The following is a 25293-nucleotide window of genomic DNA, read 5'->3' on the forward strand; positions in this document are numbered from 1 at the left end:
CGACGGGCACCGCCGCTGTCTCACGGGCTGGCCTGTCGCGAACGGATGCTCGCGGCGGCCAGGTCGCGGCCGCGGGTTTCGCGTGCGGCGTAGACCGCGGTCAGGGTGAGCACCGCCGCCAGGCCGAGGTAGATCGAGATGGGCACGCTGCTGCCGTACTGCTGGAGCAGGGCGACGGCGATGATCGGGGCCAGCGCGCCCGCCACGATCGCCGAGAGCTGCGCGCCGATGGAGACGCCGGTGTAGCGGGTCCTGGTGCCGAACAACTCGGCGAAGAAGGCGGCCTGGGGGCCGTACATCATGCCGTGGAAGAGCAGCCCGACCGTGACGGCCAGCGTGATCGCCAGGAAGTTGCCGGTGTCCACCAGCGGGAAGAACGCGAAGATCCACACGCCGATGCCGGCGGCGCCCGCCAGGTAGATCGGGCGCCGGCCGAAGCGGTCGGACAGCGCGCCCCACATCGGGATCGTGACGAAGTGGATGGCGGAGGAGACCAGCACCGCGTTCAGCACGGTGGAGTTGGCGATCCCGTTCTGCTTGGCGTAGGTGATGACGAAGACGGTCAGCAGGTAGAACGAGATGTTCTCCGCCAGGCGCGCGCCGATCGCGACGAGCACGTCCTTGGAGTGGTGCCGCAGCACCCCGACGATCGGCGCCCGCTCCTCCGGCGCGGACTGCTGAAAGACCGGCGACTCGCTGATCGACAGCCTGATCCAGAGCCCGACCAGCACCAGCACCCCCGACAGCAGGAACGGCACCCGCCAGCCCCACGACAGGAACGCCTCCTCCGACTGCAGGCCGGCCAGCACCGCCAGCACACCGGTGGCCAGCAGGTTCCCGCCAGGCGCGCCGGCCTGCGGCCAGGAGGCCCAGAAGCCGCGCCGCGCCGTGTCGCCGTGCTCGGAGACGATCAGCACCGCGCCGCCCCACTCGCCGCCGAGCGCGAAGCCCTGCACGAGCCGCAGCGCCGTCAGCAGCAGCGCCGCGGCGGGCCCCAGCGTCTCGTACGTCGGCAGGCAACCGATCAGGAACGTCGCCACGCCCATCATCAGCAGGCTGACGACCAGCAGCGCCTTGCGGCCGACCCGGTCACCGAAGTGGCCGAAGACCAGGCCGCCGAGTGGGCGGGCGACGAATCCGACGGCGTAGGTGAGGAAGGCCAGCAGCGTGCCGGTCAGCGGGTCGGACTCGGGGAAGAAGAGCTTGTTGAACACCAGGGCGGCTGCCGAGCCGTACAGGAAGAAGTCGTACCACTCGATGGTGGTGCCGATCAGGCTCGCGGCGACGATCTTCTTGATGGAAGTGGCCATGCCGGTCACCGTAGATTGTGACCGGAGTCACTCATATGGGGTCGGGGCCCACAGTGTGCGGCGGGTATGTGTGGCCGAGGCGGTGCAAGCGCAGCGCGAGCTGGATCTCCAGCGCCCGCTCCGGCTCCAGCCATCCCTCGCCCAGCAGCTTGCCGATCCGGTCCAGGCGCTGGGTGACGGTGTTGACGTGGATGTGCATGACCTCGGCCGTGCGTGAGGGCGAGCCGCCGGTGCCGAAGTACGCCGCCAGCGTGCCGGTCAGGGCGGTGCCCCTGCGGGCGTCGTAGTCGATCACCGCGCCCAGCGTCCTGGCGACGAAGCCGGGCACGTCGCGGCCGTCGCCGACGAGCAGCCCCACGAAGCCCAGCTCGGCCGCGCCCGCCCCGTCTCCGGCCCGCCCGAGCGCGATCAACGCCTCCGCACACCGCCGCGCCTCCTGATAGGCCGCCGCGACGTTCTCCGGCCCACCCGCCCGGTCGCCTTGGTATGCGGCGGCCACGTTCTCCGGCCCACCGGCCCGGTCGCCGCCTGCCGCGCCGGACGGTTTCACGCACGACGCGCCTGCCGTCGCCGGGCTGTGCAACGAGGACGTCAGCTCGCGGGCCACGCGTTGTGCCAGCTCCCCGGCGTCGTCGCCGGGCAGCAGCAGCACCACCTCATCGCCCCGCATCGCGGCCAGCCCGTGCCGCACCGCGGCCTGGGAGGAGGCCCAGAAGGCGGCCCGCTCCCGCTGCCCTTCGTGCCTGACCACCACGACGACGTGCGGCGCGCCCAGATCGACCCCGAGCCGCCCGGCCCGGTCCGCCAGGCCGGGGGAGCCGGGCCTGGCGATCAGGTCGTCGAGCAGCTCGCCCCTGACCCGTCCCTCGGCCTCGGCCACGCTCCTGCGGAACAGCAGCAGCAACGCGCACACCAGCGCCGCCCGTTCCAGGATGCGCTCGTCGGCGTCGTCGCTGCGCAGGATCAGCGTGCACAGCGGCTCACCGCCCACGTCCACGGACGCGATCAGCAGCTCACCCCTGCGCACCGTACGCCCCAGCGCCCTGGACGCCCGCGCCGCCTCGAACACCCCGGCGTCCAGTTCGCCCACGTCCCCGACGATGGCCCGCCCCAGGTCGTCCAGCACCGCCAGCGACCCGCCCAGCACGTCGGTCACCACCGCCGCCACGTCCTCGATCCCGCCGCCGCGCAGCACCAGCGAGGTCATCCTGTCGTGCGCCTTGGCGGCCCGCTCGACCGCCTCGCCGTGCGCCCTGGCGGTCCTGTGGGCCCGGGAGAGCTCCTCCAGCGCGTTCCTGGTCTCCTGCAGCAGCCCGGCGTTGTCGATCGCGACGGCGGCGTGCGCGGCCAGGCTGGCCAGCAGCGACACCTCCTCCTGGTGGAACGGCCGCGCGCTGCGGTTGGCCGCCATCAGCACCCCGATCACCCGCTGACCCAGCCGCAGCGGCACCCCCAGGATGGCGACCAGGCCCTCCTCCTTGACGGCCTCGTCGATGTGCTCCTTGTGCCGGAACCTGGCGTCGGCGAAGTAGTCGGCCGTCGCGTACGGCACCGCCGTCTGCGCCACCAGCCCGCCCAGCCCCGCCCCCATGGCCAGCCGCAACGCCCGGAACTTGGCCGAGATCGACCCGTCGGTGACCCGCATGTAGGTGTCGCCGCGCCCGGGGTCGTGCAGCGTCATGTACGCGACGTCCGTGGCCAGCAGCTGCCTGGCCCGGTGCACGATGGCCTCCAGCACGGCGTCGAGGTCGCGCAGCGCCGCCAGGTCGCCGGCCGTGTCGTAGAGCGCCGACAGCTCCGCCTCGCGCCTGGCCCGCCGTTTCAGCAGGTCGCGCACCTTGAGCGCCTCGACCTTGGCCCGCTCCAACTCCTCGATCGCCGCCGCGTCCGCCCCGGCCGCCCTGGCCTGAACGATCGGCCCCTCGAACTCCACCGCCGACGCCTCCCGGGCCAGCAGCTCCAGGAAGAGAATGCTCATTACCTGGCCGTCCAGCCGCCGTCCACGGGCAGCGACACCCCGGTGATGAACCCTCCGGCGGGACCGCACAGGTAGGCGACCAGCTCGGCCACCTCCTCCGGCTCGATCAGCCGCTTGATCGCGGCGGGAGCGAGCATGATCTCGCTCACGACCTCATCGGGCGCGATGCCGTGCGCCCTGGCCTGGTCGGCGATCTGCGCCTCCACCAGCGCGGTGCGCACGTAGCCGGGGCAGACGCAGGTGGAGGTCACCCCGTGGGGCGCCCCTTCGAGCGCCAGGGTCTTGGAGAAGCCCTCCAGGGCGTGCTTGGCCGCCGTATAGGCCGACTTGTACGCCGATGCCCGCAGCCCGTGCACCGAGGAGATGTTCACGAACCGGCCCCAGCCTCTGGCGTACATGCCGGGCAGCACCTTCCGCGCGATCAGGAACGGCGCCTCGACCATCACCCGCAACATCGCCGAGAACGTCTCGGGCGGGAACTCCTCGATCGCGGCCACATGCTGGAACCCCGCGTTGTTCACCACGATGTCCACGGCCTCGTCCGGCAGCCCCGCCACAAAACCGGGATCGCCCAGATCGGCCACCACGGGAACGCCGCCCACCTCGGCGGCCACCTTCGCGGCGGCCTCGGCCCGCATGTCGACGACCAGCACCCTGGCCCCGGCCGCGGCCAGCCGCCGGGCACAGGCCGCCCCGATGCCGCCCCCTGCCCCCGTCACCAGCGCGGTCCGCCCGGTCAGCTCCTTCGCCATGCTTGCAAACCCTAGGCGTTCAGGAGGCCGCCACGCATGGGTGCGGGCGACATAGATGAGTGACTCCCTATGTGAATTCATCGCATCTGCTATGGTGAGGCCCATGATCGCGTACTCGCTCCAGTGGTGGCCCGCCTCCTAGGCGGACCTCCTGAGCGTGTACGCGCACGGCCGCCTCGACGAGGCGGCCGTCACCGTTGCAGGTGGGTGTCCCCCCGTCGAGCACTGACGAGAAGAGGGCACTGTCATGAGCACCACCTGGCCGCGGATCCTCACCGCGCTGCTCGACCGCCGGTCACTGACCTCCCGCCAGGCTGCCTGGGCCATGGACCAGATCATGTCCGGCACGGCGACCGACGCCCAGATCGCCGCGTTCGCGGTCGCGCTGCGCGCCAAGGGCGAGACCGTGGCCGAGGTGTCGGGCCTGGCCGACGGCATGCTGGCCAAGGCGTCGGCGATCCGCGTCTCCGGCGACCCCGTGGACCTGGTCGGCACCGGCGGCGACCGCGCCAACACCGTGAACATCTCCACCATGGCCGCCGTCGTGACCGCCGCCGCGGGCGCCAAGGTGGTCAAGCACGGCGGCAGGGCGGCCTCGTCCGCGGCGGGCGCGGCCGACGTGCTCGAAGAGCTCGGCGTGGTCATCGACCTGCCGCCCGCCGCCGTGGTCAGGGTCGCGGACGAGGTCGGGATCACGTTCTGCTTCGCGCCCGCCTTCAACCCGGCGCTGAGACGCACCTCGAAGCCGCGCCGCGAGCTGGGCGTCCCCACCGTCTTCAACTTCCTGGGGCCGCTCACCAACCCCGCCCTGCCCTCCTCGCAGGCCGTCGGGGTCTACCATCCGACGATGGCGCCGGTTCTCGCGGGCGTGCTGGCCGAACGCGGCTGCTCCGCCCTCGTCTTCAGGGGTGACGACGGGCTCGACGAGCTGACGACCTGCGGTTCTTCGACGGTCTGGGTCGTACGCAGGGGAGCCGTGACCCGTACCGCCCTCGACCCCATGGACCTGTCGATACCCCGCGCCCGCCCGGAGGACCTGCGCGGCGGCGACGCGCGGCACAACGCGGACGTGGCCCGCGCGGTGCTCTCCGGCGAGCAGGGGCCCGTACGCGACATCGTCCTGCTGAACGCGGCCGCCGCGCTGGTCGCCGCCGACGGCACACCGCCGGCGGCGGAGCTCACGCCCGCCCTGAGCGCGGGCTACAAGAGGGCCGCCGACGCGGTCGACTCCGGCGCCGCGCTGTCCCTGCTCACCCGCTGGGCCCACGCCACCCGCACGGTCGCTTAGCGGGCGTGCCGGTCAGCGCAGGCCGGCCAGCCAGCGGCCGTGTGCGGTCCAGCAGTGGGCTTCGGTCAGGCCGGCGGCCAGCGCGACCCGGCGGATGTCACCGGCCGAGACGGTCGCCCAGCCGAACCACTCGCCGGTACGCCGCCCCCGCCGCAGCCGGACCCGGTCCACCCGGCTCTTCGTGCCCGGCGGCGCCACCTCGGCCAGGATCGTGCCGCCGGGACTGATGAGCTGCCTGACCCTGCGCAGCAGCGCCTCGGGATTGCCGCCGATGCCGATGTTGCCGTCGGCGAGCAGCGCCGTCTCCCAGCGACCGCTGCAAGGGATGTCCTCGAAGACGTCCCTGAGCAGGGCGAACCCTCCGGCGCGGCGGGTCAGGGCGACCGCGCGGGGCGTGATGTCGATGCCGAGGCAGCCGATCCCGCGCCGGGTCAGCGCGGCCGTCAGACGTCCGGGGCCGGAGCCGATGTCCAGCGTGGGGCTGGCGCAGCGGCTCAGCAGCGCCTCGTCGCCGTCGATCGGCTCGAACCAGCGCGCGGTCTCCAGCGTGACGCGGGTGCCGTCCACGTACTCGATCTCGGCGCCCGCACCGGCGAGGGCGTCGGCGTAGAGCTCCCCGATCACCGTCCCAGCCGCCTCAGCTCGGCGGCGAGACAGGAATCGGGCGCCTGAGCGGCCACGGCGGCGGCGTCCGCCACCGTGTCGACGTCGATCAGCTCGGGCAGGTGATGTACGGCCAGCCCGGCACGTTCCAGGCGGTCGAGTTGCTGCTTGCCGGTCTCCGGATGCGACATGGGCACCCCCAGCAGCAGTTCCGGGTCGGGCCTGCGCAGGCCGAGCAGCCAGAAACCGCCGTCGGCGGCCGGCCCGAACACCGCGTCGTGCTCCCGCAGCGCCCGCCCGGCCTCGCCCAGCAGCGCCGGCGTGACCTGCGGGGTGTCCATGCCGATCAGGACGATCGGGGCGGGCCGGAGCCGGTGGGCGTCGGAGAAAGCCGCCGCCAGGCGCTCGTCCAGGCCGTCGCCACGCTGCGGGATCACCACGAAGTCCTCCGGCAGCCAGCTTCCCGGCAGGCCGTCCAGCGCCAGCACCCGCTGGCCGGCCGGCGTCGCCGCGACGGCCCGCAGGCTGTCACGGAGGCAGGCGCGGGCCACGGCGGCGGCCTCGGCCGGGCGCAGCGGCGGAGTCAGCCGGGTCTTGACCCTGCCGGGCACCGGCTCCTTGGCGATGACCAGGAGCTGCGGCAGGTGAGGTGCGTTCAGTGTGCTCAGTCCTTTCGATGGGGCGGCGTACGGCCCAGCCGATCAGCACGGCCAGCGCGGCCCCTGCGTAGAAAACGGTCGCGAGCGTGCCGGAGCCCCCGGGGGCGGTGACGTAGGCGACCGCGCCCGCCAGGGCCACGCCCAGCCATTCCCACCGCCCGTCCATGGCGGCCAGCGCGACGACCAGCAGCGCGTACCAGGAGTAGCCCGGCGTGAACAGCAGCAGGAGCGAGCCGCTGACCAGCAGCGCCCCCCTCCAGGGCCGATCCGGGTGGCCGTGGCGCAGAACGGCCAGGACGACCAGCGCCAGCAGCAGGACCGCCGCGTAGGGCGCCCATGCGTCGGGCAGGAGCAGCCTCAGGACCGCGTAGCGGCTGCCGCCGCCGTCGTACCGCTCCTCCTGCAGATAACCCGGCAGGTAACCGGCCACCGCCGGGCCTGAGGCCAGCACGTACGGCAGGTACGACAGCACCACCACGACCCCAGCCGGCACCACGACACCGGCCACCCGCCGCCACGCCACCGGGTTCGCCGCCCTGTCCGCCGCCGCGTCCGCTGCTCTGCCCGCCCTCCCGCCCGCCAGCACGCCGGACAGCGAGCCCAGGAGCGCCGTCGCGGGCAACAACTTGGCCGCCACGGCCGCCCCCAGCAGCGCACCGCGCCCGCGTACGGCGTAGAAGGCCAGCACCACCAGCAGCACGCCGAGCATGTCCACGTGCGCGTTGTTCACGGCCTCGATCGGCATGGCCGGGCACCACGCCCAGTACGCCGCCCGCCGCGCGCCCGCGATCCGGCACAGTGCCAGCAGCGCGAGTACGGCCATGACCCAGCCGCCGAGCTGCAGGACTTTGTGCCGGGCGCCCTCGGGCGACAGCCAGTGGATGAGAAGGAAGTAGCCCTGCGCGAGCGGCGGATAGATCGTCGGCACGGTGGGGCGGTTGATCCGGGTGCAGCCGCCGTCCGGCAGGGGGTAGAGCGCGGCCCCGGCGCAGTCCGTGGGGAACAACCACTCGTCACGCAGCCCGGCGAGCGCCGGGTCCGCGGGCGGACGGTCGTAGGGGGAGTGGCCCGCGGCCTGTACGCGCCCGTCCCAGGCGTACCGGAAGGAGTCGGTGCTGCTGCTCGGCGGCGCCACCAGCCCGATCCCGGCCAGCCCGATCCCGCCGACCACGACCAGCACGGTCAGCCGCCGCGCCGGCACCCGCCTGCACAGCCAGAGCGCCACCGCGAACAGCACCCAGGCCGCCAGGTAACGGCCCAGTTCCGGCGGCTCCGTCACCGCCCCGGCCACGACGACCGCCAGAGCGACAAGCACCACCCAGGGCACGACAGCCGAGAGGACAGCGCGTACCGCTCTCGGCACGACGGCCGTCAGGGCGGTGCGCACCACCTTTGGCACGTACACATTCCGGCTCACGAGCGGCAGCCTCGCACCCCGGGCCGGGCTTTCCGCCGTTTCCGGGTGCACCGTTCGATCTCCGTAAGAAGCCTTACGAACTGCGAACGTCTCTTCAGCGGGGGCCGGGCGGCGGGCTAGCGTCGGCGGCGTGAGAGTGATGGTCACCGGCTCGGCCGGTTTCATCGGCGGGCACGTCACCGAGGCCCTGGAGGCCGCCGGCCACGACGTCGTCGGCCTGGACCTGCGCACCGGCCAGGACGTTCGCGACGCGGACCTGCTGGACACGCTGCTGCCGGGCATTGACGTCGTCGTGCACCAGGCGGCCAAGGTGGGTCTCGGCGTGGACGTCTCCGACCTGCCGGACTACGCCGGCGTCAACGTGTACGGCACCGCCGTCCTGCTGGCCGCCATGGCCAGGCGCGAGATCGGCCGGCTGGTGCTGGCGTCCTCCATGGTGATCTACGGCGAGGGGCGTTACGAGTGCGCCGAGCACGGCCCGGTGAGGCCGGGGCCACGTACCGTCGAGGACCTGGAAAGCGGCCGGTTCGACCCGGCCTGCCCGAGCTGCGGTACGTCACTGGCCTGCGCGGAGATCGACGAGGACGCGCGGCCCGATCCGCGCAACGCCTACGCGACCAGCAAGCTCGCCCAGGAACATCTGGCCGCCAACTGGGCCAGGCAGACGGGCGGCAGCGTGGCGGCGCTGAGGTACCACAACGTCTACGGCCCGCGCATGCCGCGCGACACGCCCTACGCGGGAGTGGCCGCGATCTTCCGCTCCGAGCTGGAGGCGGGCCGGGCGCCGAAGGTGTTCGAGGACGGCCGCCAGCTCCGCGACTTCGTGCACGTACGCGACGTGGCCGGGGCCAACCTCGCCGCCATGTCGGCGCCCGTACGGCCAGGAGAGCTGCGCGCCTGGAACATCGCCTCCGGCACTCCGCACACCGTGGGCGAGATGGCCGGCGCGCTGGCGGCCGAGCGGGGCGGACCGGAGCCGCAAGTGACTGGCCACTACCGGCTCGGCGACGTCCGCCACATCGTCGCCTCCGCCGCACGGGCCAGGACCGAGCTCGGCTTCCGCGCCGAGATCGGCTTCAACGCCGGCGTGAAGGAGTTCGCCTGGTCATGACGATTGATGTGATTCTGCCCTGTCTGAACGAAGAGGCCGCGCTCGGCTGGGTGCTTGGGCGTATGCCTGGCGGCTACCGTGCGATCGTGGTCGACAACGGCTCCACGGACCGCTCGGCGCAGGTCGCCAGGGACCTCGGGGCGCTGGTCGTCGCCGAACCTCTGCGTGGCTTCGGCGCCGCCTGCCACGCGGGGTTGCTCGCCGCCTCCTCCGACCTGGTCTGCTTCATGGACGCCGACGCCTCGCTGGACCCCGGCCAGCTGCCCAGGGTGGCGGCCCCGGTGATGGACGGGCGCGCCGGGCTGGTGCTGGGGCGGCGCAGGCCGCGCGCCGCAGGGGCGTGGCCCCCGCACGCGCGGCTGGGCAACGCCGTCCTCGCCGCCAATCTGCGCCGCCGTACCGGGGCGTCGCTGCACGACCTGGGCCCGATGCGGGCCGCCAGACGCGCGGCCCTCCTGGAACTCGGGCTGACCGACCGCCGCTTCGGCTATCCCCTGGAGATGGTGCTGCGCGCCGCCGCCGCGGGCTGGCCGATCGACGAGGTGGACGTGGACTACCTGCCCAGGGCCGGACGCTCCAAGGTGACCGGCACCCTGCGCGGCACCCTCCGTGCGGTCTCGGACATGCGGCGGGTCATGGCCGAGATCCGGCCCCACTGACCGCCTGACCGCCTGACCGCATGGGGCCCGGACGGCGGCCGCCGATCAGACGGTCCGCCGTAGGGTGCCCGGTTCGCTCAGGGCCTGGTTCGCTCGGTGTCGCCCGCGCTCGGTGCCCGGCCCCGTGCTCAGGGCCTGGTCATGGACAGTACGTCGAGTGCGGCGTCGAGTTGTTCCTCGCTCAGCGTGCCCTCGGCCACGTGGCCGCGCTCGATCACGACCTCCCTGATCGTCTTGCGCTCCGCCAGGGCCTGCTTGGCGATCTTCGCGGCCTCCTCGTAGCCGACGTACTTGTTCAGCGGGGTCACGATCGACGGCGACGACTCGGCGTACTCGCGCAGCCGCTCCGTGTTCGCCGTGATCCCGGCGACGCAGCGGTCGGCGAGCAGGCGTGAGATGTTCGCCAGCAGCCTGATCGACTCCAGGATGTTGCGCGCGATGACCGGGAGCTGCACGTTCAGCTCGAAGTTGCCGGACGCGCCGGCGAACGTGATCGTCGCGTCGTTCCCGATGACCTGGGCCGCGACCATGGCCGTGGCCTCGGGGATCACCGGGTTGACCTTGCCCGGCATGATCGACGAGCCGGGCTGCAGGTCGGGCAGGTTGATCTCGCCGAGCCCCGCCCGCGGCCCCGAGCCCATCCACCGGAGGTCGTTGGCGATCTTGGTGAGGGACACCGCCACCACCTTGAGCTGCCCGGAGAGCTCCACGATGGAGTCCTGCGCGCTCTGGGCCTCGAAGTGGTCGCCGGCCTCCTGGAACGGGATGCCGGTCGCCTCACGCAGCTTCTCGACGGCCTCGCCGGCGAACCCCGGCGGCGTGTTGATGCCCGTGCCCACGGCGGTGCCGCCCAGCGGCAGCTCCAGCGCGTGCTCCAGGGCCGCCGTGACGCGTACGACGCCGTGCTCGATCTGCGTGGCGTACCCGCCGAACTCCTGCCCCAGCGTCACCGGGGTGGCGTCCATCAGGTGCGTACGCCCCGACTTCACCACGCCGTCGAACTCGATCGCCTTCTCCCGCAGCGCCTCCGCCAGGTGCCGCAACGAGGGCAGCAGGTGGTAGGTCACCTCGGTGGCCGCCGCCACGTGGATCGAGGTCGGGAAGACGTCATTGGAGGACTGGGAGGCGTTCACGTGGTCGTTGGGGTGCACGGGACGGCCCAGCCGCTCCTCGGCCAGCGTCGCGATCACCTCGTTGGCGTTCATGTTGGACGAGGTGCCCGAGCCGGTCTGGAAGACGTCGATCGGGAAGTGGGCGTCGTGCTCGTTCTCCGCCACGTCCGCGGCGGCCTGCGCGATCGCCTCCGCCATGTCCTTGTCGATCACGCCCAGTTCGCCGTTGACCTCCGCGGCCACGGCCTTGATCAGGCCGAGCGCGGCGATGTGGGACGGCTCCAAAGGCCGCCCCGAGACCGGGAAATTCTCCACCGCCCGCTGCGTCTGGGCGCGCCACTTGGCGCCCGCGGGCACGCGTACCTCACCCATCGAGTCATGTTCGATCCGGAACTCGCTCATGACCCCCAGTCTGTCCCACGGCAGCCTGAACTGGCGGAAGACACCACCCGTCCGCCGAGACCCCGGGGGCGGGTGGTGTGTCGTCGCGCCGACCAACTCAAGGGAGAGCTGGGCAGCTTGAGAGGCCGGTCAGCTTGAGAAGAGGGCCACGATGAGGACGGCGATCACCACGGCGGCCGCGGCGGCCACCGCCATGAGCACCAGCATGCCGTTGCGGTTGCCCGTGGGCGGCTTCTCCGGCTGTCCCGCGATGGCGAACAGGTCCGTGCCGAGCCCGCCCGACTCCGCCGGTGAACCCTGGGCGCCCGGCCGCTGACCCTGCTGCTGGGGCCCCGACGGGGGCTGACCGGCAGTCGGGGGCGCGGGCGGGTAGACCTGCTGTCCCGGCGACTTCGGGGTCGGGATGCGGGTGGTCGCCATGGAACCCTCATCGACCGGGCGCTGCGGCTGGCCGCCGCCCTGCTCCTGCGCGCCGGGGAAGGGCCCCTTGGGACGTGAGATGCTGACCGTACGCTCGGGGTCGTAGTCGCCCTCGGGCAGACCGGACACGCCGGGGTACGGCCCAGTCGAGGCACCCGGACTCCCGGCCCCCCGCCCGCCTGCACCCTGACCCTCAGCACCCGGAGCCCCACTACCTCGGCTCCCGGCACCCTGACCTCCCGCGCCAGGCCCTCCCGCGCCAGGCCCTCCCGCGCCAGGCCCTCCGGGGCCAGGGCCTCCGGGGCCTCCAGCGCCGGGCCTCCCGGCGGCAGGGCCGCTCGGTGGCTGCGCGGAATAAGGCTGCTGCCCCTGCTGGGGATACCCGGGGCCCGCGGCATGCGGCACAGTCGGGGCGCTCGGCCCGCCTTGACCTGGCCCGCCTTGACCTGGCCCACCCTGACCCGGCCCGCCGGGGCCGCTCGGTCCGCCAGGGCCGTTGGGACCGGTGAAGGCGTTGGGGCCGTTGAAGGCGTTCGGTCCGGTGGGTGCTCCGGGGCCGCCTGCCCCCTGCATCCCGTGTCCCACCGGGGCACCCTGCCCGCCACGTCCCTGTCCCTGCGCCCCAGGACCACCTGGCCCACCTGGCCCACCAGGACCACCTGGAGCGCCGTACGGTGGCACGCCCGGACCGCCGGGCCCCTGCCTCGGACCGCCCTGACCTTGCCCGGGGCCGCCGGGCCCCTGCCCGGGTGCGCCAGGGCCCTGCCCAGGACCACCAGGACCACCAGGACCACCAGGACCACCAGGACCACCAGGACCACCAGGACCACCAGGACCACCAGGACCACCAGGACCACCAGGCCCCCAGCCACCGGGCCCCTGTCCGGGGCCTTGGACTCCCGGCCCCTGACCGGCGTACCCCTTACCGGCCGGAACGGGCCCCTCCTGGCCGCCGGGCCCGCGCCCGGCGGGTCCTTGGCCTCCAGGGCCGGGTTCGGGGTTCTGCGGAGCGGCGAACGGGTCGGGCAAAGCGGCCTCCTGCGCCATAAGAGCCTCGGCCGTGAGCACCGGCATCTCGCTCGTCGGGGTGTCGGCGACCATGCGTAGCAGGGTCTCCGCCTTGGCAGCGGGAAGTCGCTGCCGGTAGTCCTTGTTCAGCAGCCCGTTCAGCACGGGCCGCAACTGTCCCGCCTGCGTGGGCGGGTCGGCGCTCTCGGTGAGCAGTGCCGCGAGCGTCTCGGCGATCGTGGAGCGCTCGTAGGCCGGCCGTCCCTCGACGGCGTAGTACAGGGTGGCGCCGAGCGACCAGATGTCGGACTCGGGCCCGGTGTACTCACCCCTGGCACGTTCCGGCGCCGTGTAGCCGGGCGAGCCGATCACCATGCCCGTTTTCGTCAGCCGGGAGTCGCCCTCGGCCTTGGCGATGCCGAAGTCGGTCAGCACCACGCGGCCGCCGGCGGTGATGAGCACGTTGCCGGGCTTGACGTCGCGATGGGTGATGCCCTGGGCGTGCGCCGCGCGCAGCGCCCCGAGCAGGTCCACGCCGATCTCCGCCACGAGCCGCGGCGGCAGCGGCCCCTCCTCCTCGATCACCCGCTCCAGCGAGCGGCCCTCGATGAGCTCCATGATGATCCACGGGCTGTCCTCCTGGATCAGCACGTCGTGGATGGCGGCCACCGACTGGTGGCTGATCCGCGAGGCGATGCGCCCTTCGCGGACCATACGTTCGCGCAGCTCGGACCGCTGTTCCTCGGTTAGTCCGGGGTCCTGGCGGATTTCCTTGACCGCCACCTCGCGCCCGAGCGCGCGGTCGCGGGCGCGCCACACGGTGCCCATCGTGCCCCGGCCGAGCGGGGCGATGAGCTGGTAGCGCTCCGCGAGCAGGCGTGTCTGCTGTTCCGGCATGAGAAGAAGATATCGATTCTCGCTTGGGAAGTGCTTTACCCTCGCTTGCGAAGTTCTCTTGGCCAGAACCGCCGAGGAAGACACAACTTTATCACCGTCGCTTTGAAACGGGCATAAGCGGACGGAGTCGGCCGCGCTTCCACGCGCTTCCTGTGCACGCCCTCACCCGGTTTACGTTCGAGCCGCGGAGGGGGCACGTTGACGGCCGCCGCCGGGGGATCTGCCCTGTGTAGCCCGCGGTGCGCGGGCCTGCGTACGAAAGGGGGCTGAGGAGCCGGCGAGGCCGGCCGGGCGGGTCTGCGGGTGGTCAGGGGCTCCTCGGCGGAGCCCCCCGCGGCCACTCTGGCCAGCATGAGCGAGGCGCGTACGGAGTCGAGCCTGGTCGCGGGGTCGATCCTGAGCAGCGCGTCGAGTACGGGCGCCAGCGGCCCCGCCTTGGTCATCGGGATCGGCTCGCCACTGGTCAGCGCGGCGAGCGCGGCGGCGGCCGTACGCCTGCCGTGCAGTCCTCTGCCCTCGACGGCGGTGTAGAGGGTCGCGCCGAGCGACCACAGATCGCCGGCGGGGCTGGCCTTCGAGCCGAGCACCCGCTCTGGAGCGATGTAGCCGGCGGACCCCAGAACGATGCCCGCCTGGGTAATAGAAACATCACCTTCGAGCGCGGCCAGGCCGAAGTCGGTCAGCACCGCCCGGTCCTCGGTCACCAGCACGTTGCTCGGCTTGACGTCGCGGTGCAGGATCCCCTTGGCGTGCACGGCGCGCAGCGCGCCCAGGATCTGCCGGCCGATCTCGGCGGCCCTGCGGGGGTGGAGCGGTCCCTGGTCCTGGATGAGCTGCTCCAGGGATCTGGCCCGGAGCAGCTCCATCACGATCCACGGCCGGTCGTCCTCGGTGACCACGTCGAAGACGGTGATGACCGAGGGGTGCGTGACCATCGCGGTGGCCCGGCCCTCGCGCTCGGTGCGCGCGCACAGCTCGGCACGCAGGTCCTCGTCCAGGACCGTGGGCAGCCGCACTTCCTTGACCGCCACGTCCCGGTCGAGCAGTTCGTCATGTGCCCGCCAAACGGTGCCCATGCCGCCACGACCAACCGGCTCCATGAGCCGGTAGCGCGCGGCGAGTAGGTAACCGGAGGGCGCACGCATGCCAGGCAGCTTACCTATTTGTGTAAACCGACCAGTAGAGGCGGGGCCGATAATTTGTTGCGAACTTAAGTCAACCCGCCTGACTCGTCACGTCAGCAAACCTCCGGCCCACATCGTCCCAGTTGATGAGGCCCCACAGTTTCTCGACGTAGTCCGGACGGACGTTGCGATACTGAAGATAGTACGCATGCTCCCACGCGTCGAACACGAGCAGCGGGGTGGTGTTCAGCCCCACGTTGCCGTGGTGGTCGTAGATCTGCTCGACGACGAGCCTGCGGCTGAGCGGCTCCCAGGCCAGCACACCCCAGCCGGAGCCCTGCACGCCCGCGGTGGCGGTGGTGAGCTGCTTCTGGAAGGCCTCGAACGTGCCGAAGTGCTCGTCGATCGCGTCCCTGAGTGCCCCGTCCGGACGGTCGCCGCCGTCCGGTGACAGGTTCTCCCAGAAGATCGAGTGCAGTACGTGCCCGGACAGGTTGAAGGCGAACGTCTTCTCCAGGCCCACCAGGCCCGAGAACTCGCCCTTGTCGCGGGCCTCGGCGAGGCGTTCGAGCGTGTCGTTGGCGCCCTTGACGTAGGCCGCGTGGTGCTTGGCGTGGTGCAGCTCCAGGATCTCGCCGGTGATGGCGGGTTCGAGCGCGGCGTAGTCGTAGGGCATGTCGGGAAGGGTGTAGTCCCCCATGTGTCCTCCTGTTCGATCTCTGGAAGGACACTATTGCAAGTAATTTGCAGGTGCATCGGACTTGCGACCTAGGTCCTCCTCTTGGCAGGCTGTCCAGGGTCAGGTTGGTCCAGCCGCGCGGGCGGGGTAGCCCCCGCCCGCGTGAGCCATTTCTCCCGGCTTTCTTGGAGCGTTTCCGCAGCTCGCCGGGCTGATGTGACAGCGGACGTGACGACATGCCGGACAGGTGTAACGGCCAGCACAACGATTCGCCGGAAATTTGTGCATGATGCCTGTAGGGGAACTTTCAGGCGGTCGTACGGCCGGCTGACAGAAACCACGGGCCCGGCGTTAGCGAGCTGTAAGGGTGCCGTAAGGGTGCGGGGGCATGGTTGAGCCATGAAAGAAGGCAAGCCCTCAGAAGACGGCGGGAAACTGTCGTACCCGAACGTCACACTGAAGGTGCACGCCGAGGTCCGACCACTGAAGACAGACCATTGAAGGACGTGATGGGGATGCGTCAGACACAGGTTCGCCGCCGGTCGAAGAAGCCGGCCAGAGCTGCTGCTCTTGACCTTCGCACTCCGTCAGGGCGCACGCTGCCCTTTTGAAGCCCCGTTATTCACAGCGCAGTCTGAGAGGTGCGCGATGTGCAGTCACTACCCCGCTTGCCCAAGTGCCGACTCCCTCGACCGTGAGAGGTCGCACGTCATCTCGGCCCACCCCGACCAGGGCTGGAGCCTTCTCTGCAACGGCGTCGTGCTGTTCGACGACACCGGCCTGCTGCTGCCCGACGGCTCCGTCGTGGCGCCGCACCGGGCCGCGGTGGCCGCGTGAGCATCTCTTGACCGCGCTGGTCCCGTGACCGGCGCGGGGCGGGTGCCGAGCAGCCCTGGCGACTGCCCGGCCCCATCCGGGGGCGCCTGACCTGCCGGTCAGGCGGATGAAAAAGCAGCAGGAGCCTCAGCGGCGACGGCCGATCGTGAGTGCCGGGCCCGTCTTGTCGGTGAAGAAGTCGTCTCACTTGTTTGTCTAACGGCAACTCTCTACGATCACATGCATGATCGAGACCCCCCGCGTGCTTGGCGTGATCCGACTCAGTGTCACCACCGATGCCAGCACAGCCCCCGAACGCCAGCGAGACGCGATCCAGCACTGGGCCAGCGCTCCACATGTCAGCGGAACAGTGATCGGGTGGGCTGAGGACCTGGACGTGTCCGGCGGCCTCGACCCGTTCAAGCGACCGAAGCTCGGCCCCTGGCTCACGGAGCGGGAGAACGAGTTCGACGTCATCGCCGTTCTCAAGATCGACAGGCTTACCCGGCGCTCGAAGCACTTCGCGGAACTTGTGGAGTGGTGCGAGCAGCGCGGCAAGACCATCGTCTCTGTAACTGAGGGCATCGACATGTCCACCCCCATGGGGAAGATGTTCGCTCAGATCATCGCGGCGTTCGCGGAGGGGGAGCTGAACACGATCCGCGCCCGCATCCAAGCAAGCGCACAGACTCGCCTGGAGATGGGCGTTTGGACCGGGGGCGTGCTCCCGTTCGGGTATCAGTTCACGGACAGCACGGCGGGCAAGGGCAAGAAGCTGGCCCAAGATCCGGAGTACGCGGCTCTCCTGAGGGAGATCGTGGAGAGGGTCAAGACCGATTGGTCGGCCTACCGGATCGCCGTGGACCTCAACAAGCGCAAGGTGCCGACATGGCGGGACTACCTACGCATCAAGTCGGGAAAGTCGTCGCGGGGAATCCAGTGGACTTCAGCCACAATCGTCGCCATCGTCACCAACCCCACCGCTGCAGGCTTCTTCACCTACAAGGGTGAGCAAGTGGAGGACGATGAGGGCAACCCGGTCATGATCTCGTCCGACCCCATCATGACGCCGGAGGAGTGGAACCGGATGGTCGTTCGCTTCACCACCGACGAGCGGAAGGCGGTCAGGTCTACCCCCTCACGGTCGATGCTCGGGGGAGTAGCCACCTGCGGGGTCTGCGGTGCCAACATGTCGTCCGCCAAGAAGTCGAAGAACAACGCCAGGGGAGCGGTGTACTTCTACTACACCTGCAACAACCTCCAGACGGGTACGTGCCAGTTCCCTGCCCGAAGCACGCGGGAACGCCTTGACGAGTACGTGAACGATGCCGTTGGCAGGGCTCTCGGCCAGGCACCCGTGTTCGAGAAGTCCTCCGTGGACTCCGGCCCCATCCGTACCGAGCTTGAAGCCGTGAAGAAGCGACTTGATCGACTCGAAACGGACTACATGGCCGGTAGGTACGACGAAGAAGGACAGCAAGAGTCGTACTGGAAGATGCACAAGAGCCTCTCGGCGAAGATCTCTCGGCTTCGCTCGGAAGTGGAAGTGCTGGACAGCGCTCCGAAGTACGTGAACATCGGCAGGACCTACGCGGAGGTATGGGCAGAGAAAGACGACGAGCAGAAGCGAGCCTTTCTCAAGAAGCACAACATACGCGTTGTAGTCTTCCGGGACCTCGTTGAATGGTCCAAAGAGAGTGTGGTGGTCGAGTTCTTGGACCTAAAGGAAGTCATTCAGGACAATAATCTTCAACTGGATGATCTGGACTACTATAGGACCGACTTCAATACCCCGTCTGCAGATGATGGGAGCGTCATCCCGTTGGAGCGGCTTACCGAGATGGCGAAGACTCGGATCATCTTAAGGAAGGAAACTCTGGCCCTGTAGTCCTCGGTCGAAATCGCCCCGCTACGGCGGGGCGTGTTTATTTGTATGTTAAGGGATTGCCAGGCTTGACCATACGGCAAGCCCGGCATCCTTTTTGAAAATTTCACGAGGAACTCATGATTGCTACTAGTTATGACATCAACACCCTGACGGCCAATACTAGAAATCTTCTCCTCAACGGTTCTGTGGATGAGTCGTGGGACGTGGCCAGAGACGTCGCGAACGGTTGCGTTCGCGCGGGCTGGACGTTCGAGCAATACAGGGCTGCAATGCGTGACCCGAACAATCTGGGCGGCGAGTTCGCTTGGGGTTCAACAAAGCAGATGCAGGTGGACCGCCGATTAGGAAAGCTTTGGGAGAATGCCGAAGACTTCGCTGCCGACTGGGCCGACACGGGACCTGAGGCAATCCGGCAGCGACTCGCGGTTGTTTGGTCCGCTGTGGAGCGGACCACGTGGACCGGCCGAGCCGGGGGCACCGACCGAAAAGTGATGCTCGGCATATTGTCGATATGCGACGAACATGGAATCTATACCCCAACCGTTTCCCTTCGGCGGTTGGCCGAGTACACCAGCGTCCCACATCGAACCGTTTCCAGGAGCCTGGCTCGACTGGTCGAAGCGGGTTGGCTCGCTCCGATCGACAAGACCAACGCTCATGGAACACGGACCTATGAAGTGGTCCGCCAACGCAACGACACATATGACTACTCCCCCCTGTATATAAATAAGAACAGTTATATGTGTCATTGTGTCGGTGGCCACCAAGCCACACTGCTAGGGCCGGTGCCGGTGTGCCCTACTCACGGGATCGTCCCCAACCTTGGCCAGCACCCGATGTTCGTGGCCCCCGGCGGATTGGGCGACTCGGCTGAGCGTGTGTGGGCGTGTATGAAGTTCGGGGAGTTGGTCACGGCAAAGGACCTGGCCGACAGGACGGGCCGCAACGTGGAGACGGTGCGCAGGGCGCTGAAGCGGCTCTGTGGGGCGGGACTCGCGGGCAAGGTCCCGGGACACAAAGGCGAGTACCTGAAGGTCGGTTTGGCCTTCAACGGACATGCCGGTTTGCTTGCACGGCAATTTGGAGTAGACACCTACCTTGCTTCGATGAAGCAGAAGCATAAGGACCAGCGTTTGTGGTGGGACAGCTACAAGACCACCATGGCACGTATGCGCAAGGCAGAAGCCAAACAAGAGCTGTTGATTCGTTAGTTTGTTAGTGGCCACAGGAAGTGCAGTAGGTTGCGATCTCAGCTCATCCAGCAGAACGGAGTATCTCCGTTCACCTCTCTGCTGTGGCAGAGGCTCAGGTGAGTTTGAAATCCCAACTCACCACAGCGAACTACAAGGTGTTCATAGGTTGAACATCCTCTACCGAAGAGGGAAATAGACATGTCGTGGCATTCTCAAGGTGGCTACCTCACACAGGTCTTCAGGTGCGGCCATTGCGACAAGCTATGCAGGGAGACCCGGAAGCCGGGCTCAGGCCGCCGTGGTGCCTGGCGTGCTTACTGCTTCGTCGAGTGTCGCCAGGCCGCCAAGCGGCTGAGGGACCGTGAGCATGCTCAGCGCAGCTACCGCCGCCGCAAGGGCCTGTGTGTGGAGTGCGGAGCCAGAGTTGACGACGAGCGGCACATGCCGAACTGCGCAGGTGGGCGTGACGGTTTAGAGCTATACAGAATCGTTACAGGGGAATCTCGCAACATTAACTTTCCGACCCCTCTAACTACTTATGCCTGAGGGACTCTTCCCGTCTCTCGCGTTCGTGAAGGCCCTCGGTGACCTCGTGCCGGGGGCCTTCTTCATACTCACGCTCACAGCACTTTGGAGAACAAGACCGATGATTGCCTTTGCCCAGCTTGAAGACATGACCGCTCAGGAGATCCTGGGCGCCTGGCGTGACGGCGACTTGGACCCAGCCGTTCGTATCGTGTCCGTGGACGGCGACCTGGACAACCCGAGGTCGCTTACCTACGCCTGGCAGGCGACGCCCGATCGCGACGAGTTCCGTATGCGCACTCGGTAGGTAAGCCCTCGACACGCAACCCGTATCCACACCCCAAGGGAGCACCGAAATGGATGACTCGCTGAACACTCCGGCCACCCTCGAAATGAATCAGGTGACCGAAACAGCCACAGAAAGCCCTCAGATCGATTCTGAGGCGGATAAGTGGAAGAGCCTGAGCCGGACCAACGAAGCTCGATGGAAGGCGGCCAGCGCCGAACTGGAGGCCGCAACGGCCAAGAATGCGGAACTGGAACAGGCCATCGCCGACATGCAGGCCGAGCACGTGCATCAACTTGCCGCCATCCAGCTCGACCATGCGGCCAAGGACCACGGCCTGGAGCTTGGACCCGACGCCATCGGCCGACTCAACGTGTCGTCGTTCATCGACGCGGCCGGGCAGGTTGATCCGGCCGCCATCGCTGACTTTGTTAGTTCCTTCACACCGGCCCAGAAGCAGCCCAAGTTTCCTCAGAACGTGGGTGTCGGCCCGCAGGGTGGCGGGCCGCCCGCAAGCCCCGAGCCGCTGCCCTTGGACGCACGGGCACGCCGGTAGACCCTCTACGAAAGGTTTGTTAGTTACTTGGCTATTACTCCCATCCCTCCGTACGCGCATGCGGGGACTCATACTTTTGTGCCCACGGAGTGGAGTGACCATCTGCTCCTGCAGTTCGATCCGCTCCTGGTCTGGGCGTCGCCCCTCGTGGTGAACCACGACTATGAGGGCGACATCGCCGCTCAGGGCGACCGCATGGTCATCAATGGCCTCATCCGGCCCAACGTCGGCAAGTACAACGACGTGGCCGGGATGACGATCGAGGACCTGGAGACCGTTGAGCAGTACCTCGACATCTCCGAGGCCGATTACGTGGCCTTCTACGTGCGCGACATCGAGCGCGTCCAAGTGGCCGGCGCCTTGGCGGCCCCCGCCTCCCTGGAGTCCATCCGCGCCCTTGCCGCCTCCACTGACACCTTCGTCGGTACGACCATTGCGGCCTCGGCCACGGCACTGCCTCAGGTGGACGTGAGCGGCCTGTCCGACAACGTCGCCAAGGGTGAGGCACTGCTGGAAGCCATCTTCGACATGATGGAGAAGCTGGACACGGGCAAGGTGCCCGCAGACCGGTACGTAGTCGTCTCGCCCAAGGCCAAGCGCTACCTGTTGCGCGCCCCGGACGTGGCCAACGCCGCCGCCCTGGGCGAGCCTGGCGCGACGGCCAACGGCGTGGTCGCCCGCCTGGCCGGGTTCACGGTGGTGTCCACTACGGCCATGCCGACCGGTGTGGACATCGTGGCTGGGCACAGGGTGTACACCACATTTGCCAGTCAGTTCACGAGCTTCCGGTCTCAGCCGGTCGAGAAGTACCGGCGCGATCAGATTGACGCCCTGCACCTGTACGGCGCTCGGGTGCTTTCTTTCCCCGGCGGCAAGCAACCCACCGCACCAAACGTTGCCGTCCAGAATTCCGAGGGCCTTGTGAAGGCCACCGTGAAGTGGGCTGCGTAAGTTAGTTTCCAGATATCCCCGAGTCCCTTGTTGGGTTTGGGGATTTTCTTTGGTTGTAAAGCTGTGGACTAGTAAGTTCCTTCGTCATTGCCGGTGAGTGATGCTGCAGGTCAGGGTATGCGTGATGCCTTATCCGAAAAGTTCCAGACTCGTACTTGGTCGGAGGAAGGTACCCCCTGTCGGGGTCCATGGCCTCACGAAAAATGCATACCCCCAGAGTGCTGCTCTAACTAACTTTCCCCAGCGCCCACTAGCCATTGAGCTGCCCTAACTAATATTCTTGGAGTTAATTCGAGCGGAAGTATTGACATGAGATTCGCGTCCATGGCACTTTGCTGATCGCTGGACTTGATCAACCGAATAACGAACGAACTTACTCGGGATCGAGAAACCAGCGTCAGACATAAGACAGCCCCAGAGCGACAGAGATTGGTCGTCGTTTGCGCTCTGGGGCCACCAGCCAAGGAGCGTAGCTCATGCAGTCCAACACCATCGCTGCCCGTCCGCAGGTCTCTCCCGTGGTCTACTCGGGTCTGCTGGGCAGGATCGTGCAGACCATCACCCCACACAGTGAGGCCGACCCCGTGGGCATCCTGGGCGCTCTGCTGAGCGCCTTCAGCTCAGCGGCCACCAACCTGCCTCAGGTGGTCTACGGCACGCAGTCACAGACCCTGAGCACGTGGATCGTGCTGATCGGCAACACCGGCATGGGCCGAAAGGGCACGGCCACCCGTGCCGCTCTTCAGGTGGTCAAGGGCGCGCTGCCCGACTGGGCCAAGGCCGCGATCCTGGAAGGGTGCCCGCAGTCCGGGCCTGCCTACGTCTCGACCCTGGCGGACATGAACGGCACCGCCTTCATGATCGAGGAGGAGTTCGCCGACCTGCTCAAGGTGTCCGCGCGCTACAAGTCCTTCGGCAAGGCCATCCGGCGTAGCTGGGAAGGGGCATCGATCAGCAACCGCACCAAGGAAGCCGTGATCCACGTGGACGCCCCGCACGTCTCGATCATCGGCAACGTGACCCCGGCTGAATTCTCGGCCAGCATCGGCAAGGCCGACCGCGCCGGGGGCACCCTCAACCGCTTCCTGTGCCTGTACGTCGAGCGCTCCAAGAAGATCAAGCTCTCGGAACAGATCAGCGTCAACGCCTGGTCCGAACTGATGCGCCCCCTGGTCCGGGAATTCCGCAACGCCGTCGCCTACGCCAGGGACGTGGAGGAGGTCACCGTCACGGCAAGCGCCATGGCGCTGTGGGATGACAAGCTCTCCGAAATGATCGACGCCCTCACCCTGGGGCGTGAGGCCATGGAACAGTTCGCCGCACGAGCGGCTGACCACGTGTGGCGAGTCAGCGCCCTGTACGCACTCGCCGACCGCAGAGACGAGATCACCACACGCGACCTGGAGGCCGCCGTGGGCCTGATCTCCTACATGTGTGACTCCGTGACCTACCTCTCACCCGAGGTGGCCAACGCCGGAGCATCGGCAGAGGACACGATCGCCACGCGCGTGGAGCAGTTCGTTAAGGCCGCCGGTCCCGAGGGCGTCAACAGCACAGCCCTGTTCCGCAAGTTCGGCCGCAAGGCCGCCGAAATGAACGCCATCATCTCCGAACTCCCCTACGTCACCATGACCAAGGTCCAACCGCAGGGCGGCGGCAGGCCCGCCCTGGTCTACCGCTACGACACCCCGGAAGAGATCACAGACCGCTCGAACGAACTTAATGAACTGGACCAGGAGGAGGAGCTTCCCGAGATCCTCATGGAGGAGAACCACAAGCTTGAGCCAACCGTTGCGCAGAGCCCAACGGTTGAGACTGTTGAGAAGGCCAACGTGGAGGAGACCACTCCAAAGGAGGAGAGCGCACCCGTGCAAGAAGCTCCCGCCGTCTCGACGTTCTACCTGTCAGAAGACGAGTGGGACGAGATCGACGCCGCCCAGAGCGTCACGCCCGAGCCCGAGACCGCTCCCGAACCCGAGCCGGTAGAGCAGGCCACCGAAGAGCCCGCCGTCTCGCCGGAAGCGGTCAAGGCGTTCCTGTCCTCCGAGGCCGGGGCCGAGATGCTTCAGGAGATCCTCATGTCGATGATGGCCAAGCAGGCTGCCGCCAGCCTCCCTCAGGCGGGTACCGCAACCAAGGCCAAGACTCCCCGCAGGAGCCGGGCCAAGAGCACCCCCGATGCGCTGTTCCAGGCTCCTGAGGTAGCTGCCTGATCATCACCTTGCATACCGTAGGGAGACGGACAACTTGTCCGTCTCCCCACGAGGCCGGTACGTGTACGTGACCCTCGTCAGCCTTGTACGCAAAACCGGAGACGTACGCCGCCCCCGGCCGGGCTCGTTTCTCGGTGCTCGGGAGTCCTGGCCGCTCAAGCGCGGGCGGCGAAAGGACGGCCAGGACCCCAACCCCGGACAGAAATCCGTCCGGGGAGCCTGCACCCCGGACTGGGAAGGACCATCAACCTCATCCGGGGCTGTCTTCAGGGACGCTCTTCGCTCTTCCACGGACGCCAGCCGTCCCGCCACTACACCTTCCGTTACGGCCGGCTGAACCCTGCGTGATCAGCGACCGGGAGCCTCTCTGTGCCTGAGGGGGCTGTTGAGCCCCCGCCGTCAGCCTCTTCCAGACCGGCGGCGGGGGCTTCCGCCATGCCGGGGATGCATCCATGTCGCTTCCCCTGAACGCCGTCCCTCCGAGGCGACGACATAGCGGCCTGGTGACCCCCGGCCAGAACGGAAATCGCGTTCCGGACGATGGCCGCGATCCTTCAGGCAGGAAACCCGACGGGTATGGGTGCGTCTACCTGTCTGGCCGGGGATCGTCGGCACCCCGGCTAAGAGGCGGCAGCGTCTTCAGCCGGGGGCGTCTCTGCTGCTTCCTCAGTGGCCTTCTTCCCGTTCACCAGACTGGCGAGGAACCGCTTGAGATTCTCGTCGGCGTACCGCTTGGCCTGGGCTCGTTCAGGAAACTGCTCCTCTCCAACGGGCTTGCCGTCTCCCGTGGGCAGGTAGGAACGAACGGCGGTCTTGCGACCCTTGGTGATGAGGGCAAACGCTCTGATCCCGCCGACATAGCCGTAAGAGATCTCGCTGAGGGGCATGCCCGTCTGCGCGAACGGCGAGCCCTTCCAGTCGATCCTGATCGCGTCAATGTTGACGGTGCGACCCTGGGGCGCGGTCGCTGTGGCCCTGGCGCTCATGCGGCTACCCTCGCGTGCTCGGCCACGAGCAGGGCAACGCGGCTCGGCAGGGTTGACGGCACCAGTTCGGTCCGGGTGCCGATCGGCTCGTTGTCGGGGCCGACGCGGGGCAGCTCGACGAGGAAACTGCCGGAGCGCTCCCCAACCGTCACGGTGGCGACCAGCCACCCGCCATCCGCCTGGATGGTCATCTCCGGCTGATGCCAGAGATCCTCACGGGTGCCATAGACCGAGATCGCGCACGGCTGAGGGTCCGACCTCATGATCAGGAGTTCGTGAACGCCCTTGGCCTTCAGGTGCGGCACAACTTGGTCAAGAGCGTCCGCTTGCTGACGCGCAGTGGCCAGCGTAACCGGATCGCAGAGCAGAACACCGCTCGCGCATGTGGGGTGCGTCTCCATAGTTCGACCGTAGAATAAGCGGAACCGCCCTTGAAGGGCTTTCTTGTTGCGGAATAAAT

The 25293-nt window shown here is 68.4% G+C and carries 22 protein-coding genes; 10 read left to right on the forward strand and 12 right to left on the reverse strand.

The annotated features are described in order from the left end of the window. Positions 1 to 20: 20 nt before the first annotated feature. The 3 genes from AB0I81_RS16900 to AB0I81_RS16910 are packed head-to-tail and all read right to left on the reverse strand — an operon-like array spanning position 21 to position 4040. A complete protein-coding gene (locus AB0I81_RS16900; RefSeq protein WP_360657008.1) occupies positions 21 to 1310 on the reverse strand; it encodes an MFS transporter in 1290 nt (429 codons plus the stop codon). A 31-nt stretch (positions 1311 to 1341) separates the two neighbouring features. After that, the gene (locus AB0I81_RS16905) at positions 1342 to 3288 is read right to left on the reverse strand and encodes a GAF domain-containing protein (protein ID WP_360657010.1); all 1947 of its coding nucleotides are present in this window, start codon (positions 3286 to 3288) and stop codon (positions 1342 to 1344) included. Further along, the gene (locus tag AB0I81_RS16910; RefSeq protein WP_360657013.1) at positions 3288 to 4040 is read right to left on the reverse strand and encodes a 3-hydroxybutyrate dehydrogenase; all 753 of its coding nucleotides are present in this window, start codon (positions 4038 to 4040) and stop codon (positions 3288 to 3290) included. The genes AB0I81_RS16905 and AB0I81_RS16910 overlap by 1 nt, the downstream gene beginning before the upstream one ends. Before the next feature lie 247 nt (positions 4041 to 4287). On the opposite strand from AB0I81_RS16910, the gene trpD reads away from it, so the two are divergent. Next, entirely contained in the window at positions 4288 to 5328 is a 1041-nt protein-coding gene (gene trpD / locus AB0I81_RS16915; RefSeq protein ID WP_360657016.1) for an anthranilate phosphoribosyltransferase, read from the forward strand. Between the two features lie 12 nt (positions 5329 to 5340). On the opposite strand, the gene AB0I81_RS16920 is transcribed toward trpD, so the two are convergent. The 3 genes from AB0I81_RS16920 to AB0I81_RS16930 are packed head-to-tail and all read right to left on the reverse strand — an operon-like array spanning position 5341 to position 8007. Then, a complete protein-coding gene (locus AB0I81_RS16920) occupies positions 5341 to 5952 on the reverse strand; it encodes a methyltransferase domain-containing protein (RefSeq protein WP_360657019.1) in 612 nt (203 codons plus the stop codon). Further along, positions 5949 to 6542, reverse strand: a complete 594-nt coding sequence (locus AB0I81_RS16925) for a TIGR04282 family arsenosugar biosynthesis glycosyltransferase (protein ID WP_360657022.1) — start codon at positions 6540 to 6542, stop codon at positions 5949 to 5951. Before AB0I81_RS16925 ends, AB0I81_RS16920 begins: the two co-directional genes overlap by 4 nt. Then, positions 6460 to 8007 (reverse strand): glycosyltransferase 87 family protein, encoded by a 1548-nt coding sequence (locus AB0I81_RS16930; RefSeq protein WP_360657025.1) that lies wholly within the window; start codon positions 8005 to 8007, stop codon positions 6460 to 6462. The genes AB0I81_RS16925 and AB0I81_RS16930 overlap by 83 nt, the downstream gene beginning before the upstream one ends. 130 nt (positions 8008 to 8137) lie before the next feature. Here AB0I81_RS16930 and AB0I81_RS16935 point away from each other — a divergent pair, with 130 nt between their 5' ends. Together AB0I81_RS16935 and AB0I81_RS16940 are read left to right on the forward strand one after the other, a co-directional pair. Next, complete coding sequence (locus AB0I81_RS16935; RefSeq protein WP_360657028.1) at positions 8138 to 9118, forward strand: NAD-dependent epimerase/dehydratase family protein; 981 nt, start codon at positions 8138 to 8140, stop codon at positions 9116 to 9118. Beyond that, positions 9115 to 9777 carry a glycosyltransferase family 2 protein gene (locus AB0I81_RS16940; protein WP_360657031.1) on the forward strand — a complete coding sequence of 221 codons (663 nt, stop codon included), beginning with the start codon at positions 9115 to 9117 and terminating at the stop codon, positions 9775 to 9777. The genes AB0I81_RS16935 and AB0I81_RS16940 overlap by 4 nt, the downstream gene beginning before the upstream one ends. A 128-nt stretch (positions 9778 to 9905) precedes the next feature. Here the strand turns inward: AB0I81_RS16940 and AB0I81_RS16945 are convergent, their stop codons facing one another. The 4 genes from AB0I81_RS16945 to AB0I81_RS16960 form a co-directional block, all read right to left on the reverse strand. Continuing rightward, entirely contained in the window at positions 9906 to 11291 is a 1386-nt protein-coding gene (locus tag AB0I81_RS16945) for a class II fumarate hydratase (protein WP_360657034.1), read from the reverse strand. A 129-nt stretch (positions 11292 to 11420) separates the two neighbouring features. Next, on the reverse strand, positions 11421 to 13616 hold the full coding sequence (locus AB0I81_RS16950; protein WP_360657037.1) for a serine/threonine-protein kinase: 2196 nt from the start codon (positions 13614 to 13616) through the stop codon (positions 11421 to 11423). A 35-nt stretch (positions 13617 to 13651) separates the two neighbouring features. Continuing rightward, positions 13652 to 14761 carry a protein kinase gene (locus AB0I81_RS16955; RefSeq protein WP_360657039.1) on the reverse strand — a complete coding sequence of 370 codons (1110 nt, stop codon included), beginning with the start codon at positions 14759 to 14761 and terminating at the stop codon, positions 13652 to 13654. 70 nt (positions 14762 to 14831) lie between these two features. Continuing rightward, complete coding sequence (locus AB0I81_RS16960; RefSeq protein WP_360657041.1) at positions 14832 to 15440, reverse strand: superoxide dismutase; 609 nt, start codon at positions 15438 to 15440, stop codon at positions 14832 to 14834. A gap of 627 nt (positions 15441 to 16067) precedes the next feature. Between AB0I81_RS16960 and AB0I81_RS16965 the strand changes: the two genes are divergently transcribed. The 7 genes from AB0I81_RS16965 to AB0I81_RS16995 all read left to right on the forward strand — a co-directional run bounded on the left by AB0I81_RS16965 (position 16068) and on the right by AB0I81_RS16995 (position 23847). Next, positions 16068 to 16256 carry a DUF5999 family protein gene (locus AB0I81_RS16965; RefSeq protein WP_360657044.1) on the forward strand — a complete coding sequence of 63 codons (189 nt, stop codon included), beginning with the start codon at positions 16068 to 16070 and terminating at the stop codon, positions 16254 to 16256. Positions 16257 to 16479: 223 nt separating this feature from the next. Continuing rightward, a complete protein-coding gene (locus tag AB0I81_RS16970; RefSeq protein ID WP_360657047.1) occupies positions 16480 to 18123 on the forward strand; it encodes a recombinase family protein in 1644 nt (547 codons plus the stop codon). Positions 18124 to 18239: 116 nt separating this feature from the next. Further along, positions 18240 to 19334, forward strand: a complete 1095-nt coding sequence (locus AB0I81_RS16975; protein WP_360657050.1) for a hypothetical protein — start codon at positions 18240 to 18242, stop codon at positions 19332 to 19334. Between the two features lie 655 nt (positions 19335 to 19989). Next, entirely contained in the window at positions 19990 to 20148 is a 159-nt protein-coding gene (locus AB0I81_RS16980; RefSeq protein ID WP_360657053.1) for a hypothetical protein, read from the forward strand. 49 nt (positions 20149 to 20197) lie between these two features. Next, a complete protein-coding gene (locus AB0I81_RS16985) occupies positions 20198 to 20683 on the forward strand; it encodes a hypothetical protein (RefSeq protein ID WP_360657056.1) in 486 nt (161 codons plus the stop codon). A gap of 78 nt (positions 20684 to 20761) precedes the next feature. Continuing rightward, entirely contained in the window at positions 20762 to 21634 is an 873-nt protein-coding gene (locus AB0I81_RS16990; RefSeq protein WP_360657059.1) for a hypothetical protein, read from the forward strand. 476 nt (positions 21635 to 22110) lie between these two features. Continuing rightward, positions 22111 to 23847: a hypothetical protein gene (locus tag AB0I81_RS16995; protein WP_360657062.1), complete on the forward strand. Its 1737-nt coding sequence runs from the start codon at positions 22111 to 22113 to the stop codon at positions 23845 to 23847. Between the two features lie 620 nt (positions 23848 to 24467). Here the strand turns inward: AB0I81_RS16995 and AB0I81_RS17000 are convergent. Both AB0I81_RS17000 and AB0I81_RS17005 read right to left on the reverse strand, forming a co-directional pair. Continuing rightward, positions 24468 to 24833 (reverse strand): hypothetical protein, encoded by a 366-nt coding sequence (locus AB0I81_RS17000; protein WP_360657065.1) that lies wholly within the window; start codon positions 24831 to 24833, stop codon positions 24468 to 24470. Next, positions 24830 to 25234, reverse strand: coding sequence for a hypothetical protein (locus AB0I81_RS17005; protein ID WP_360657067.1), 405 nt, complete (start codon positions 25232 to 25234; stop codon positions 24830 to 24832). Before AB0I81_RS17005 ends, AB0I81_RS17000 begins: the two co-directional genes overlap by 4 nt. Positions 25235 to 25293 lie beyond the last annotated feature (59 nt).

Origin of the sequence: Nonomuraea sp. NPDC050404 (assembly GCF_040655495.1) — a bacterium.
Taxonomy (GTDB): domain Bacteria; phylum Actinomycetota; class Actinomycetes; order Streptosporangiales; family Streptosporangiaceae; genus Nonomuraea.